Genomic DNA, 14,125 nt, shown 5'->3' with positions numbered 1-14,125 from the left:
TCAGCCGAGCGCGTTCGGGAGCGTGGCAGTCCATGTGCTGCGGAGCTCGGACAGCGGGATCTCGAACTGGTCCTGTACGTCGAGAGCCTCGCCGGTGACCACGCCGATCTTGGTGTGCGGGAAGCGGCGCGCGGTGCACATGTCGGTGAACCGGACCTCCTCGGTCCGCGGTACGGCGACCACCGCGCGGCCGGCCGACTCGGCGAACAGGAACAGGAACGGGTCGAGACCGTCCGGCGCCCACACCCGGGCGCCCGTGCCGCCGCGCAGCGCGGACTCGACCAGGACCTGGGCGACACCGCCGTCGCTGACGTCGTGCGCGGCGTCGATCAGCCCGTCGCGGGACGCGTTGATCAGGATGTCCGCGAGCTGCGCCTCGGCGGCGAGGTCCACCGCCGGCGGGCGTCCGCCGAGGTGGCCGTGGATGACGTGCGCCCACTCCGAACCCGACAGCTCCTCCTCGGTCTCACCGAGCAGGTAGAGCTGGTGGCCCTCCATCTCGGCGGTGAAACCGATCGGGGTCCGCCGGGTCACGTCGTCGATCACGCCCAGTACGCCGACCACCGGCGTCGGCAGGATCGGGGTCTCGCCGGTCTGGTTGTAGAACGACACGTTGCCGCCGGTGACCGGGATGCCCAGCTCGATGCAGCCGTCGACCAGGCCGCGGATGGCCTCGGAGAACTGCCACATCACGCCCGGGTCCTCCGGCGAGCCGAAGTTCAGGCAGTCCGTCACCGCGGCCGGGCGGGCCCCGGTGGTGGCGACGTTGCGGTAGGACTCGGCCAGCGCCAGCTTGGCACCGGTGTACGGGTCGAGCTTGGCGAAGCGGCCGTTGCAGTCGGTGGAGACCGCGACGCCGAGACCGCTCGTCTCGTCGACCCGGATCATCCCGCTGTCCTCGGGCTGGGCGAGCACGGAGTTGCCGAGCACGTACCGGTCGTACTGGTCCGTCACCCAGGACTTGTCGCACAGGTTCGGCGACGCGATCAGCTTCAGCAGCGTGTCCCGCAGCCCGTCACCAGTGGTTGCCCGAGGCAACTTCTCGGCGCCGTCGGCCTGCAGCGCGTCCTGCCAGGACGGCCGCGCGTACGGACGCTCGTAGACCGGGCCCTCGTGCGCGACGGTCCGCGGCGGTACGTCGACCACCCGCTCGCCGTGCCAGTCGATCTGCAGCCGGCCGGTGTCGGTGACCTCGCCGATCACGTCGGCCTGGACGTCCCACTTCTCGCAGATCTTCAGGAACCGCTCGACGTTGGCCGGCGTGACGACCGCCATCATCCGCTCCTGCGACTCGCTCATCAGAATCTCTTCCGGAGCGAGCGACGCGTCCCGCAGCGGCACCTTGTCGAGCGAGACGAACATGCCGCCGTCACCCGCGCTGGCGAGCTCGGAGGTCGCGCAGGACAGCCCGGCGCCGCCGAGGTCCTGGATGCCCTCGACGATCCGGGCGGCGAACAGTTCGAGCGTGCACTCGATCAGCAGCTTCTCCATGAAGGGGTCGCCGACCTGGACCGCGGGGCGCTTGGTCGGGCCGCCTTCGGCGAAGGTCTCGCTGGCGAGCACGGAGACGCCGCCGATCCCGTCGCCACCGGTCTTGGCGCCGTACAGGATGATCTGGTTGCCGATGCCGGTGGCGTTGGCCAGGTGCAGGTCCTCGTGCCGCATCACGCCGACGCAGAGCGCGTTGACCAGCGGGTTGCCCAGGTACGTCGAGTCGAAGACGACCTCACCGCCGATGTTCGGCAGGCCCAGGCTGTTGCCGTAGCCGCCGACGCCGGACACGATCCCCGGCAGGACGCGCTTGGTGTCCGGGGCGTCCAGCGGGCCGAATCGCAGCGGGTCCATCACCGCGACCGGGCGGGCCCCCATCGCCAGGATGTCGCGGACGATGCCGCCGACCCCGGTCGCGGCACCCTGGTAGGGCTCCACGTACGACGGGTGGTTGTGCGACTCGACCTTGAAGGTGACGGCGTAGCCCTCACCGATGTCGATCACGCCGGCGTTCTCGCCGATGCCGGCCAGCATCTTCCCGGCCGGGGTCTCCTGCGGGATGTCGCCGAACTTCTTCAGGTGCACCTTGGACGACTTGTACGAGCAGTGCTCGCTCCACATCACCGAGTACATCGCCAGCTCGCAGCTGGTCGGCCGCCGGTCCAGGATGTCGCGGATCCGCTGGTACTCGTCCGGCTTGAGCCCGAGCTCCGCCCACGGCTGCTCGACGTCCGGCGTACTGGTCGCGTTGCTGACGGTGTCGGATCTTGGGTCGGTCGACACTTTATTTCTCCTGGACTAGTGGTGCAGTGGGGTGGGACTCGGAGGAAACGGTAGCGGGCTGGTGATCGGCCAGCAGATGGGCCACCAGCAGCGGGAGGGCTAAACCGGTCATGATCGCGGGCAGTGCGACTCCGGCGTCGTTGAGCAACATGCCGACCAGCCCACAGGTCGACAGGGCAAGCAGTGTCGGCCGGACCATTTCACGGCCGTAGTAGAACCGGCGGTAGCTCTCGAACGGCACCTTGTCGGGCCAGACGGTCGCGAACATCGCCAGCAGGACCCCGGCGAGCATGAACCAGCCCGCCGGTGTCTGGAAGAAGCCCAGCGACATCTCCAGCTTGCGGATCAGTACGTCGTTCACGTCGCCGTCCAGCAGCCGGGCCACAAAGGTGCCGAAGTGGCTGCGCTGGTCCTCGGGTCGCAGGAAGTCCAAGAAGGCGACAGCGGACACCGCCAGCACTCCCGCGAGGCCGATGCCGACCAGAGCCTTGAACGTGATGCCACCACGCCAGGTGAGCCAGGCCATCAGCAGTACTGCGGGGGTCAGCGCGATGATGCCGCCGAAGTCGGTCCCCCAGCCCGGCTTGCCGTCCACGATGATCGCCAGCCCACCGATAGTCAGTACTGCGAGCGCAGCCTTCACCCGGCTCTGGTCGAGCAGCTTCTGCGCGACCCAGCCGGCCGTGACCAGCGCCGCGACCGCCAGGGTGGCGAAGGTGGAGTTGCCGAAGCCGTAGAACCGTCCGCCGATCACCGGCCCGTCCGCGAACATGCTGCCGAACTGCAGCGGCGTCCCCAGCACTCCGTCGACCAGCAGGATCACGTACGCCGCCAGCAGGATCCCCAGGCCGGCGTACTGCTTCAGGAGGGCCCGGGACACTGCTGCGAAGGCGGCGCTGATCGCGAGCACCACGAAGTACAGGGAGAGTCCGGGCGACGGCCAGCGCCACCAGACCGTCGCAGTGGACAGGAAGACCGCGATGAAGAACCCACCCTGGGTCAGCATCGTGAACTCACTCGTACTGCGGGCTCGGCGGCCGCGGGTGACCAGGAACCAGCCGAGCGCGATCAGTTGCGCGGCGAGAAGCGTCATCGCCACGGCGATCAGCATCGGGCGCGGGTGCTCGAACCGCTCGTTGGTGTCGAGGCGGTCCTCGATCACCGCGGTCGCATCGGTGTGGTGGTCGCCGGTGAAGTGGATCTCGTTGCCGTCGAGCGGCCCGGGCTCCTCCGCGCCGGCCGGGTCGATCGGCTTGGCGGCGCCTCGCAGTACCGTCGCGGTGACGTCGGTGAGCTGGATCAGCCCCGGCCCGCGGGTCGAGTCGCTGGTCAGCCAGCGGGGTACATCGTCGGGCGGGAGTTGCATCGCGACGAGGGGTTCCTGGTGCGCGTTCGCGGTCTCCTCGCTGATGCCGACCAGCAGCACCCAGGAGTCGTCCGCGGCGTCTTTGGCTTGCGTGACCAACTCGGCGACGCGGCGGCGGGCCTCTTCGCGGCCTTCGCGCAGCGGCATCGGGCCGGCGTCGATGATCGCGTCGCCGCAGTCCGTGCTGCCCAGCTTGGCCACGTCGAGCTCGGGCTGCCAGTCGCTGACCGAGCCGTTCGCTTTGGCGACCGCAATGGCGGCCCCCGGTCCAAACCCGCAAACCCGGTTCCGGCTCTCCCCGAGCCTTCCGAGGGGTGCGCCGGTGTGGTGCTCGGCCTGACGGTCGACATACGTCTGCCAGCCCTGCACCTTGCCGTCGACTACTCCTGGCAGCGCACCGCACTCCTGGTCCGGCACACTCCCCCAGGCCCGGGTGCCGGCGCTGATGGTCAACCACCCGTCCACCGGACAGGTATGCGGCCCCGCGGTTTTCACCGTGATCGACCCGACATGCGACTCGTTCACAAACGCCGTCAACTCCGGCGAAGCCTTCACATCACTCCACCGCAGCCCCGGCACCCCCACCACTACCACCTTCGCGAACAACCCCTGCCCACCCTGCGGCAGTCCGGCAGCCGCGGCGGCGAGCGATCGAGCAGCGCCGGCGGAAGCCGAGCCCGGGACGGCGACAGCGGAAGCCGAGCCCGGGGCGGCGACCTGCCCCGCCCACACCTGCGAGCTTGCTCGCGTGCTCAGCCCCAGCGGAGCAGCAGACTGGTCAACTGCCTGTGCCGGCGCGACGTTCGCAGTACCGGCGGCGGCTGCGAACACTCCGGCGAGGAACAGGGTGCGGACAAGGGTCCGCCGCACCCCACGAGGCTTCATCAGGAGGCGACGACGGCCTTCAGCACCGAGGTGAAGAAGCCGAGGCCGTCCGTGCTCGGCCCGGTGAGGGTCTCGACGCAGTGCTCCGGGTGCGGCATCAGGCCGACCACGTTGCCCCGCTCGTTGCTGATCCCGGCGATGCCGCGGTACGACCCGTTCGGGTTCTCGTCCAGGTAGCGCGCGACCACCAGACCCTCACCCTCGAGCCGGTCCAGCGTCGCCTCGTCGGCGACGAAGGAACCGTCCTGGTTCTTCAGCACGATGGTGATCTCGTGGTTCGCGTCGTAGTCGCTGGTCCAGGCGGTGCGGTTGTTCTCGATCCGCAGCGGCTGGTCCTTGCAGATGAACTTGCGGTGGTGGTTCTTGATCAACGCGCCCGGCAGCAGGTGCGACTCACACAGCACCTGGAAGCCGTTGCAGATCCCGAGCACCGGCAGCCCCTCGCCGGCCTTCTTGATGATGGTCCCCATCACCGGCGCGAACCGGGAGATCGCCCCGGCGCGCAGGTAGTCGCCGTACGAGAAGCCGCCCGGCAGCACCACCGCGTCCACGCCGTGCAGGTCCGCGTCGCCGTGCCAGAGCGGGACCGCCTCGGCGCCCGCGACGGCGGCGGCCCGGCGGGCGTCGACGTCGTCCAGCGAGCCCGGGAAGGTGACGACCCCGATCTTCACTGGTCGCCCTCGACGTGCAGGGTGTAGTCCTCGATCACCGGGTTGGCCAGCAGCGTGTCCGCCGCCTTGCGGATCTCGGCGACCTTCTCCTCGGTCGCCTCACCGTCCAGGGTGATCTCGAAGCGCTTGCCCTGACGCACATCGGCCACGCCGTCGAAGCCGAGCCGGCCGAACGCGCCGTGCACCGCCTTGCCCTGCGGGTCGAGGATCTCGGGCTTGAGCATGACGTCGACGACAACGCGAGCCACTGAAACTCCTGGTTCGGACCGGGGATGACGCCTGAATCCTACCGACTCGGCCGTACTGCTCCCGCATCGGCCGCTTTGTCAAGGGTGCGGGAGGCCCGGACGGGGTGGTCCCGGGTTTCTCCCCGGGGTAGGCCTGGGGTACCTGATCCGGCAGCGGCCGGGCCGTAGCCTCGGGACCATGTGGTTGTGGCAGTTGGCGCTGGCGGTGGGCTTCGGGATCGGGTCCGCCGTCATCCCGGTGATGAACGCGGAGGCGTACGTCCTCGGCGTGGGCGTCTCCGGAGCGCTCGATCCCGTCGTCGCCGCGGTCGGCGTCTCGGTCGGCCAGACCGTCGGCAAGGTGGCGATGTTCCTGGCGGTCCGCTACCGCCCCGGGTACGCGGCGAAGAAGGGCAAGGAGCCCAAACCGGTCGATCTGGACACCCGCCGCGGCCGGTTCATCCAGTGGAATCGCGACGTCAGCAAGCGCCTGCTCGACGCCCTGAGCGACCGGCGCTGGGGCATCCCGGTCACCCTGCTGAGCTCGTCGGTCGGCATCCCACCCCTGTACGGCGTCGCGCTGATCGCGGGCGCGAGCCGGATGGGCGTGGTGACGTTCAGCCTGTCCGTACTGGCCGGGCGGCTGGCGCGCTTCGTCACCCTGGCCCTCGGTGTCGGCCTGTTCTAGCCGGTGAACTTCTCGCCGGTCAGTTGTTCGTAGGCGCTGATGTACGCCGATCGGGTGCGCTCGATCACCTCGTCGGACAGCCGCGGCGGGGCCTCGCCGGACTTGCGGTCCCAGCCGGACTCGAACTGGAGCCAGTCGCGGACGATCTGCTTGTCGTACGACGGCTGCTGCCGGCCCGGGGACCACTGGTCGGCCGGCCAGAACCGGCTGGAGTCCGGGGTGAGCACCTCGTCGGCGAGCACGATCGTGCCGTCCTGACGGGCGCCGAACTCGAACTTGGTGTCGGCCAGGATGATGCCGTGCTGCTCGGCCGTGGCGTGGGCGCCGGAGTAGATGTCGAGGGTGAGCCTGCGCAGCGCGTCGGCGGTCTCGGCGCCGACGGTGGCGACCACCGCGGCGTACGAGACGTTCTCGTCGTGCTCGCCGAGGTCGGCCTTGGTCGCCGGGGTGAAGATCGGCTCGTCCAGCCGGGAGCCCTCGACCAGCCCGGACCGCAGCGGGATGCCGCAGACCTCGCCGGTGGCGTTGTAGTCGAGCAGCCCGGAGCCGCTCAGGTAGCCGCGGGCCACGCACTCGACCGGGAACATCTCCAGCCGCTCGCAGACCACCGCCCGTCCGGCGACCTCGGCCGGTACGTCGGTCGACAGGATGTGGTTCGGCACGTCCAACTGCTCGAACCACCACAGGCTCATCGCGGTCAGCACCTTGCCCTTGTCCGGGATCGGCGTGTCCAGGATCCAGTCGAAGGCGCTCATCCGGTCGCTCGCGACCATCAGCAGATCGCCCGACTCCAACTCGTACAGATCCCGGACCTTGCCGGAGTGGAGGTGCTTCGCGCCCGGGATCTCAACTGCCTGCGGAGGGGTGATCACATCCGCGATTGTTCCACCCGGCGCCTTCTCGCCGACAACCCGGCCGACAACCTGCCCGCCAGCCCGGCCGCTGTGCCACCGAGGCCCAGCAACCCGTCCCGCAGTACGCAGAGCATGCGGTTGTCGACCTGGCCGAGCCGGCCGATCGCCCGGGACCGCTTGACCAGCTTGGCCGTCACCGGCCTCCGCTCGGCGTCGTACGCCGCCAACGCCGTCGCCAGATCCTCAGTTGCGCGCAGGTGCCGAGCAAGGGCGCCGGCGTCCTCGATGGCGGAACAGGCGCCACGGCCGAGGTTCGGCGTCATGGCGTGCGCGGCGTCACCCAGCAGGACAACGCGACCACTGACGAACGGGACCAGCGGCAGCGGCAGGTCGTAGATGTCGTTCCGCAGCACGTACTCCGGCGGCGTCCCGGCGAGCAGGGCCGGGATCGGGTCGTGCCAGTCGCCGAAGCGCCGAGCGACCTCACCTGCGTCAGACGCCAAGCCTGCTTCACGATTCGCCGTGGCATACCAGTAGTACCGCCCGTCGATCAGCTTCGCGAACCCGAACCGTTGCCCCCGGCCCCACGTCTCCCCGCCCCCGTCGCTGAGGTCGACGTCGGCGATCCCCCGGTACGCCGTATAGCCCGAGTACCGCGGTCCCGGGTGCGACGGATGCAACGCCCGCCGTACGACGCTGCGAAGGCCGTCGGCCGCCACCACCAGCTCGGCCCGGAGCGACTCGTCACCAGCGGTCACAGTGACTCCGGCCGCGTCCTGGGATATCCCGGTCACGGTGATCCCCGTGCGGACGGTGACTCCCGGCCCGAACCGGTCGGTGATCAGCTCGTGCAACTGCGCCCGGTGGATCATCACCGGGATCTCGACCCCGAGCGCGGCCGCCTCGACCACCCAGCGGCCGTCGGGCCTGCGCATCCCGGCCATTCCCGCCGGAACGGCCGCCTTCTCCACGCCCTCGATCCCCAACTCCTCCAGCACCGCGACCGATGACGGCCAGACCGAGATTCCCGCTCCCACCTCGCCCAGCTCGGCCGCCCGCTCGAGCACTGTGACCTGCCAGCCGCACCCCTCCAGCGCGACGGCCGCCGCCACCCCACCGATCCCCGCTCCCACCACGATCGCTGTCCTCATGACTCGGACTCTACATCTGTAGAGTCGGGAACGGTAGAGTGTGCCCGGTGACGAAAAAGGTGCCGCTCGGCGAGGACCGCCGGGCAGCCATCGCCGATGCCGCCATCCATCTCGTGGCCACCCGCGGACTCCGCGGCCTGACCCACCGGGCCGTCGACACGGAGGCCGGCCTGCCACCGGGCTCCACGTCGTACTACTTGCGCACGCGCGCCGCCCTCCTCACCGCCTGCGTCAACCGGATGCTCGACCGCGACCTCACCGCCGGTACTGCGCCGCCCGCGGTGAACCCGGACCTGGCGGAACTGCTGGTCGGGATGATCTTGAACCTGGTGCGGGAACGCCCGGACGACCTGATCGCGCGGTACGAGCTGTCTCTCGAGGCCAGCCGGCAACCCGAACTCCGGGACGCGATCATCCAGGGCGGCAGGCGGCTCCGGGAGCGCCTCGCCGAACTGCTGGCCGCGTTGGGGATTCCGGACGCAGAGGTGGTGGCCTGGCCGGTCGCGGCGATGATGGACGGTTTGCTGTACGACCGGGTTGCCGGGGCCGGCTCCACCTTGTCGCCGGAGGCTTACGAGCACGCGGTACGCAGTACTTTGTCGGCTTTGCTGGCCGGGTTGCGACATGCTTAGCGCTGCGCAGTGATCGCCCGGGCACTTAGAGTTGGATCTTCGTAAACGCCGCCTGGGGGGCCGTTCGTGGTCGAGTCAGCTGCACAGCGCTACGCCCGGATCAGTACCGCGGAACGTCCGGCCGACACCAGGGTCATGATGCGGCGAGCGATCGTCCTGGGCGCGAGCATGGCCGGTCTGATGGCGGCTCGGGTGCTCAGCGATCACGCCGATGAAGTGCTGGTGATCGAGCGGGACGACTCCGCGGACTCCGCACTGCCGCGTCCCGGCGTACCGCAGGGCACCCAGGTTCATGCCTTGCTGCCCGCCGGTCAGGCCCAGCTGGACCGATGGTTTCCAGGTTTCACCGCTGAAGTGGTCGCCGCGGGCGCGGTGGATCCGCCGCCGACCGGGGTGCAGACCTTCGTGAACGGCATCCGGCGTCCGGCCTCGCCGCGGGAGACGCTCGGCCAGGCGTTGGTGAGCACCCGGCCGTTCCTGGAGTCGCAGGTCCGCCGGCGGACGCTGGAGATCGGCAACATCAAGCTCGTCCACGGACGTGCCGACGGCCTCGACTTCACCGGCGACCGGGTCACCGCTGTCCGCTACCACCCAACCGGCGAAGACGGGATCGTGACCGAGGTCGCCGATCTAGTGGTGGACGCGACCGGGCGGTCGAGCCGGCTCAGTGACTGGCTGGGCGCGGCCGGGTGGCCGCGGCCGGCGCTGACGCGGATGCCGATCAAGCTGAACTACGCGACCGCACTGTTCAAGCGGGATCCGGCGGTCTGCGACGTCTGGGTCTCGGTCGCCCAGACCCAGCCCAGCAGCGGGCAGACCGCGCGGATGGGCGGCGTCCTGGCCGTCGAGGACGACCGCTGGCTGGTCCTGGTCGCGGGGTACGCCGACGACCGCCCGAGCCGCGACGTCGAGGAGTTCCGCACCCGCTGCCGGGAGGACTTCCCGCCCGCCTTCGGTCAGATCGCCGATCGCGGCGAACTGGTCGGCGAGGTGATCACCTACCACCAGGCCGACAGCAGACGCCGCGACTACGACCGGCTGGAGCGATTCCCGGCGGGCCTGATCGTCGCCGGTGACGCCGTGGCCTCCTTCAACCCGATCTACGGCCAGGGCATGACGTCGGCGACCCTGCATGCCTCCTGCCTCTCGGCGTATCTGCGCTCCGGCCCGTCCCTCGACGAACCGGCCCGCGAGTACTTCGAACAGGTCCGCGTGGTCGTCGACGCCGCCTGGCAGGTCTCCACCTTCGCCGACCTCGAACTCCCCCACGTCAACGGGCCGTTCCCGCGGGGCTACCGCCTGGTGAAGTGGTTCTCCGACCTGATCTTCCAGGCCGCGGCGCACGACAACCGCCTCAACGACCAGTTCAACCGCGTCACCACCATGCTCGACCACCCGACCGCACTGGCTCGCCCGCTCACCCTCCTCCGCGCCCTTCGCCGGACCTACCTGCCTGTCGGCTGAGGCCTACAGGCGGTTGGTGAGGGTGATGAAGGTGAAGTAGCCGACGCCGATGACCGTGCCGACGTGACCGAGCAGGGACAGGCCGGCCCCCGAACCCCACGCGTCCGTGGCCTTGTCCTTGGCGTGCTTGCTGGCGCTGGGCAACCAACGGGCCAGGATCAGCAGGCCGACGATTGCCAGCAGCCACCACCCGGCGAGGGCCGGGAACGCTATCTCCCGGCGGGCGGTGACGAGGGCAACGATCCAGACGAGCAGAGTGAGCACGCCGACCGTGGTGTGAATCCGCACCAGGATCGAGGAGAAGCTCGCGACGCCACTCGACCGGGGCGTGCCGCTCGCGCTGTCGCCGCCGAGCCGGACGCGCGTCAGCAACACCACTACTGCGCCCAGGGCGGTCAGGAACCAGGTGATGTTCGACCATTCCACGTCCCGATCCTTACCCCGTCAGTAACTAAAACGAACGCATGAAGCGTGTCGCCCGGTGGGTGACACGCTTCCTGCGCTGCAAGTGACCGTGCCTGTCAGTTGGTGCCGCCGGTCAAACGGTCGTTCGTCAGGTCGTCTTGGTCTGTCTCGGAGCGCTGGGAACAGTCCCCGAATCCTGGGTCCCGTGGTGAGGTCGTAGATGGTGGTGCTGCCAACGGTCCGGGCCTGGAAGTTCTCCGCGACCCAGGTGCTGATCTCGCTCGAGGTGCCGCCACGTCCGCCGCCGAAGCCGCCTCTGCCGCTTCCGATGAAGTAGTGCACCTTGCCCTTCGCAACGAGCTCCTGGAACTCCGCCAACGTCGGCGCCGCGTCGGTTCCGTTGAAGCCGCCGATCGCCATCACCGGTACCTCGGCCGCGATCTGAATCGGCGCCGCCCCGTTGGCCGTCACCGCCGCAGCGGCCCAGGTGTAGCCCTTCGCGCCCTGCCGAAGCAGCGTGACCAGCTCACTCGAAACTCCACTGATCCCACCTCCACCAAGGAATCCACCCGCACCGCCCTGCGCGGCGCCGGCGCCCGGCGCGCCCTGGGCTGTTCCCCGCGGCGCTGTTCCTTGCGGCGGCGGTCCCATCCGGCCACCGCCACCCGGACCACCGCCACCCATCCGGCCGCCGCTCGCACTGGCAGGCCCGGCCGATGGAAGCGCTCCGGCATGCGCGGTACTGATCGTCTCCAGCGAGTACGCCGCCGGCCCGGCCAAAGCCGTCAACGCCAGCAAGGTCGCGGCGAACAACCCCGTACGGCGTACCGCAGTACGGTGCGACTTCAGCTCCGGCAGGATCATCACCAGACCAGCCGCCGCGACCCCCGCGATCAGGATCACCCAACGCAACCACGGCTGCCAGGTGGCGTTCGCCTGCAGCAAGGAGAAGCTCCAACCGGCCGTCAGCAAGGCGCCTCCGGCAAGTGTTGCGCGCGGCAACCACTCGGCCCGTCGCCGCCAGAGCACCATCGCCGCTGCCCCGATCAGAGCACCCACCGCAGGAGCCAAGGCGACCATGTAGTAGCTGTGGATGATCCCCCGCATGTAGCTGAAGACGAGCCCGGTGGCGACCAACCAGCCACCCCACAGGATCGCGAACGCCCGCGTTTTGTCGGTCCGGCCGGCCTTGCCGGCAGCAACCACCAGCACCACGGTCGCCAACAGCGCGGCAGGAAGCAACCATGCGATCTGACTCGCGAACTCGCCACCGAACAAGCGCTGCAGTCCAGTAGCGCCACCCCAACCGGGATTGCCCGTGCCACCACCGACAGAGCCGGTCTCGTTGCCGTTCAACCGCCCAAGTCCGTTGTAGCCGAGCGTCAACTCGATGATGCTGTTGGTCGACGACCCGCCGATGTACGGCCGGGCCGAGGCCGGCATCAGCTCGACGATCGCGATCCACCAGCCGGCACCCACGATCAACGCGCCCAGCGCGACCAGGCTGTGCAGCAGCCGCTGGCCCAATGCAGGTTTGCCGGCGATCAGGTAGGCGAGCCCGAAGGCCGGCAGCACCAGGAACGCCTGCAGCATCTTGGTGAGGAACCCGAAGCCGACCAGCACGCCCGCGAGGGCCATCCACCGCCAGGCGTACTTCTCCGAGTCGATCGCCCGCGTGACCGCCCAGGCACCCGCCACCAGCAGCAGAATCAGCAGCGCGTCCGGGTTGTTGAACCGGAACATCAGCACCGCGACCGGCGTCAACGCGAGGATCGTGCCCGCCAGCAACGCGGCGTTGGCCGAGAACCACCGCCGCACCGACACGTACACGAACCCGACGCTGGCAACCCCCATCAGCGCCTGCGGAACGAGCATGCTCCAGACGCCGAACCCGAAGATCCGCCCGGACAACCCCATCACCCACAACGAGGCCGGGGTCTTGTCCACGGTGATGAAGTTCGACGAGTCGAACGCCCCGAAGAACCACGCCTTCCAACTGGTGGAGCCGGCTTGCACGGCGGCCGCGTAGTACTCGTTGGCGTAGCCGTTCTTGGACAGCCCCCACAGGTAGGCGATCGCGGTGAGCACCAGCAGCCCGCCGTACAGGATCTTGTCCCAGCCGATCGAGGACGCCGTGGTGAGCGCGCGCGATCTCGCCTGGCCAGGCTCGGCGCGCGGTGGCGCCGTGGTGGTCGGTTCGGTGATCGTGGTCATCAGTTGCTCCGGGTGGTGTCGAGGACGGCCGGGGGTTCGAAGGTGGGAAGGGTGGGCGCCTCGTCGTCGAAGACCCAGGTCTGGAACAGGCTGAAGCGGACCACCGTGGCGGCCAGGTTCGCGACCGTCAGCACGGCGACCTCCAGACTCTTCGCCGGTACTGCGACCGCCGCGTGCAGCAACCACAGCGAGGAGGCGGTCAGGCTCCAGCCGATCGCGAAGGTGACCAGGCCGCGCAGTTGGTGCCGGCCGCGGTTCGCCACGCCCCGGACCCCGAAGGTGACCCGGCGATTGAGCGCGGTGTTGCCGACGGCGGTGATCAGCAGGGCCAGCAGATTCGCGACTTGGGCGGGCATCGCGTGCCGTAGTACGAGGTAGAGCAGGGCGTACGCGATCGTGCTCAGTACGCCGACCGCGGCGAAGCGCAGTACGCGGGCGGCCAGGGCGGTCTTGGGATCGGCGATCGCGGGACGGCCGAAGACTTGCCGGACCGGTTCGAGCGGGACGCGCCCGCGGCCGAGATCCTTGCTCAGCCTGGCGATTCCGCGCAGATCCTCGACCACGGTCCTGGCGATCGCCACCCGCGAGTCCAGGTCGTCCACCCAGTCCACCGGTACTTCGTGGATCCGCAGCCCGGCGCGCTCGGCCAGCACCAGCAGTTCTGTGTCGAAGAACCAACTGGTGTCCTGCACGAGCGGCAGCAGTTCGGCGGCCACGTCCCGGTGGATCGCCTTGAAACCGCACTGGGCGTCGGAGAACCGCGTCCCCAAGGTTGCCCGCAGCAACAGGTTGTAGCCGCGCGAGATCGCCTCCCGCTTGGGCCGCCGGACCACTCGGGAACCCCGCGCGAGCCGGGAGCCGATGGCGACGTCGCTGTGGCCGGCCAGCAACGGCGCCACCAGCGGGAGCAAGGCGTTCAGATTCGTCGACAGGTCGACGTCCATGTAGGCCAGGACGTCCGCGTCACTGCGGGACCAGACCTGCTTCAGCGCCCGGCCGCGGCCCGGCTGCTCGATCCGGACCACCCGGACCCCGGGCAGCTCGGTCGCCAGCAGGCAGCCGATCTCCCAGGTGGCATCCGTACTGCCGTTGTCGGCGATGCAGACCTCGGCCGGGAACGGGAACGCGGTGTCCAGGAACTCCCGCAACCGCCGGATGTTCGGACCGAGGTCGTACTCCTCATTGCGAACGGGTACGACGATCTCGACCCGAGGGTGACCTGAAATCTGCATGTCACCGATGCTGTCCGGTGAACCTGAGTCACTCCCTGCCCGCGGCTGGGAGTTTCCTGGGA

Annotated in this window: 12 protein-coding genes; 3 read left to right on the top strand and 9 right to left on the bottom strand. The window is 69.5% G+C overall.

The genetic code is table 11. The features are described from left to right. The 4 genes from purL to purS are packed head-to-tail and all read right to left on the bottom strand — an operon-like array spanning position 1 to position 5,444. Positions 1-2,274 (bottom strand): phosphoribosylformylglycinamidine synthase subunit PurL, encoded by a 2,274-nt coding sequence (gene purL, locus ABD255_RS02630; RefSeq protein ID WP_344209307.1) that lies wholly within the window; start codon positions 2,272-2,274, stop codon positions 1-3. Position 2,275: 1 nt separating this feature from the next. Next, entirely contained in the window at positions 2,276-4,510 is a 2,235-nt protein-coding gene (locus tag ABD255_RS02625) for a hypothetical protein (protein ID WP_344209305.1), read from the bottom strand. A gap of 14 nt (positions 4,511-4,524) precedes the next feature. Beyond that, complete coding sequence (purQ, locus tag ABD255_RS02620; protein WP_344209303.1) at positions 4,525-5,196, bottom strand: phosphoribosylformylglycinamidine synthase subunit PurQ; 672 nt, start codon at positions 5,194-5,196, stop codon at positions 4,525-4,527. Further along, complete coding sequence (purS, locus tag ABD255_RS02615) at positions 5,193-5,444, bottom strand: phosphoribosylformylglycinamidine synthase subunit PurS (RefSeq protein ID WP_344209301.1); 252 nt, start codon at positions 5,442-5,444, stop codon at positions 5,193-5,195. The genes purQ and purS overlap by 4 nt, the downstream gene beginning before the upstream one ends. A gap of 178 nt (positions 5,445-5,622) precedes the next feature. On the opposite strand from purS, the gene ABD255_RS02610 reads away from it, so the two are divergent. Continuing rightward, positions 5,623-6,111 (top strand): hypothetical protein, encoded by a 489-nt coding sequence (locus ABD255_RS02610; protein ID WP_344209299.1) that lies wholly within the window; start codon positions 5,623-5,625, stop codon positions 6,109-6,111. Here ABD255_RS02610 and ABD255_RS02605 read toward each other — a convergent pair. Continuing rightward, positions 6,108-6,983 (bottom strand): phosphoribosylaminoimidazolesuccinocarboxamide synthase, encoded by an 876-nt coding sequence (locus tag ABD255_RS02605; protein ID WP_344209297.1) that lies wholly within the window; start codon positions 6,981-6,983, stop codon positions 6,108-6,110. The genes ABD255_RS02610 and ABD255_RS02605 overlap by 4 nt on opposite strands. Further along, the gene (locus ABD255_RS02600) at positions 6,980-8,116 is read right to left on the bottom strand and encodes an FAD-dependent monooxygenase (protein WP_344209295.1); all 1,137 of its coding nucleotides are present in this window, start codon (positions 8,114-8,116) and stop codon (positions 6,980-6,982) included. The genes ABD255_RS02605 and ABD255_RS02600 overlap by 4 nt, the downstream gene beginning before the upstream one ends. 47 nt (positions 8,117-8,163) lie before the next feature. On the opposite strand from ABD255_RS02600, the gene ABD255_RS02595 reads away from it, so the two are divergent. Further along, positions 8,164-8,748: a TetR/AcrR family transcriptional regulator gene (locus ABD255_RS02595; RefSeq protein WP_344209293.1), complete on the top strand. Its 585-nt coding sequence runs from the start codon at positions 8,164-8,166 to the stop codon at positions 8,746-8,748. A gap of 66 nt (positions 8,749-8,814) precedes the next feature. Then, entirely contained in the window at positions 8,815-10,212 is a 1,398-nt protein-coding gene (locus ABD255_RS02590; protein ID WP_344209291.1) for an FAD-dependent oxidoreductase, read from the top strand. A 3-nt stretch (positions 10,213-10,215) separates the two neighbouring features. Here the strand turns inward: ABD255_RS02590 and ABD255_RS02585 are convergent, their stop codons facing one another. Genes ABD255_RS02585 through ABD255_RS02575 form a run of 3 tightly spaced genes read right to left on the bottom strand, consistent with a single transcriptional unit; the run spans position 10,216 to position 14,063 of the window. After that, entirely contained in the window at positions 10,216-10,638 is a 423-nt protein-coding gene (locus ABD255_RS02585; protein ID WP_344209289.1) for a hypothetical protein, read from the bottom strand. An 18-nt stretch (positions 10,639-10,656) separates the two neighbouring features. Beyond that, positions 10,657-12,831, bottom strand: coding sequence for an ArnT family glycosyltransferase (locus tag ABD255_RS02580; RefSeq protein ID WP_344209287.1), 2,175 nt, complete (start codon positions 12,829-12,831; stop codon positions 10,657-10,659). Continuing rightward, the gene (locus ABD255_RS02575) at positions 12,831-14,063 is read right to left on the bottom strand and encodes a bifunctional glycosyltransferase family 2/GtrA family protein (protein WP_344209285.1); all 1,233 of its coding nucleotides are present in this window, start codon (positions 14,061-14,063) and stop codon (positions 12,831-12,833) included. Before ABD255_RS02575 ends, ABD255_RS02580 begins: the two co-directional genes overlap by 1 nt. Between the last annotated feature and the right edge of the window lie 62 nt (positions 14,064-14,125).

It is taken from the genome of Kribbella sancticallisti, assembly GCF_039530625.1.
GTDB classification, from domain to species: Bacteria; Actinomycetota; Actinomycetes; order Propionibacteriales; family Kribbellaceae; genus Kribbella; species Kribbella sancticallisti.
This window is presented reverse-complemented; position numbering and strand designations above follow the sequence as displayed.

What these genes read in the sequence shown, in the direction of transcription:
- ABD255_RS02610 (WP_344209299.1), top strand. Translation starts at nt 5,623, where the DNA reads ATGTGGTTGTGGCAGTTGGCGCTGGCGGTGGGCTTCGGGATCGGGTCC.
- ABD255_RS02600 (WP_344209295.1), bottom strand. Translation starts at nt 8,116, where the DNA reads ATGAGGACAGCGATCGTGGTGGGAGCGGGGATCGGTGGGGTGGCGGCG.
- ABD255_RS02580 (WP_344209287.1), bottom strand. Translation starts at nt 12,831, where the DNA reads ATGACCACGATCACCGAACCGACCACCACGGCGCCACCGCGCGCCGAG.
- ABD255_RS02575 (WP_344209285.1), bottom strand. Translation starts at nt 14,063, where the DNA reads ATGCAGATTTCAGGTCACCCTCGGGTCGAGATCGTCGTACCCGTTCGC.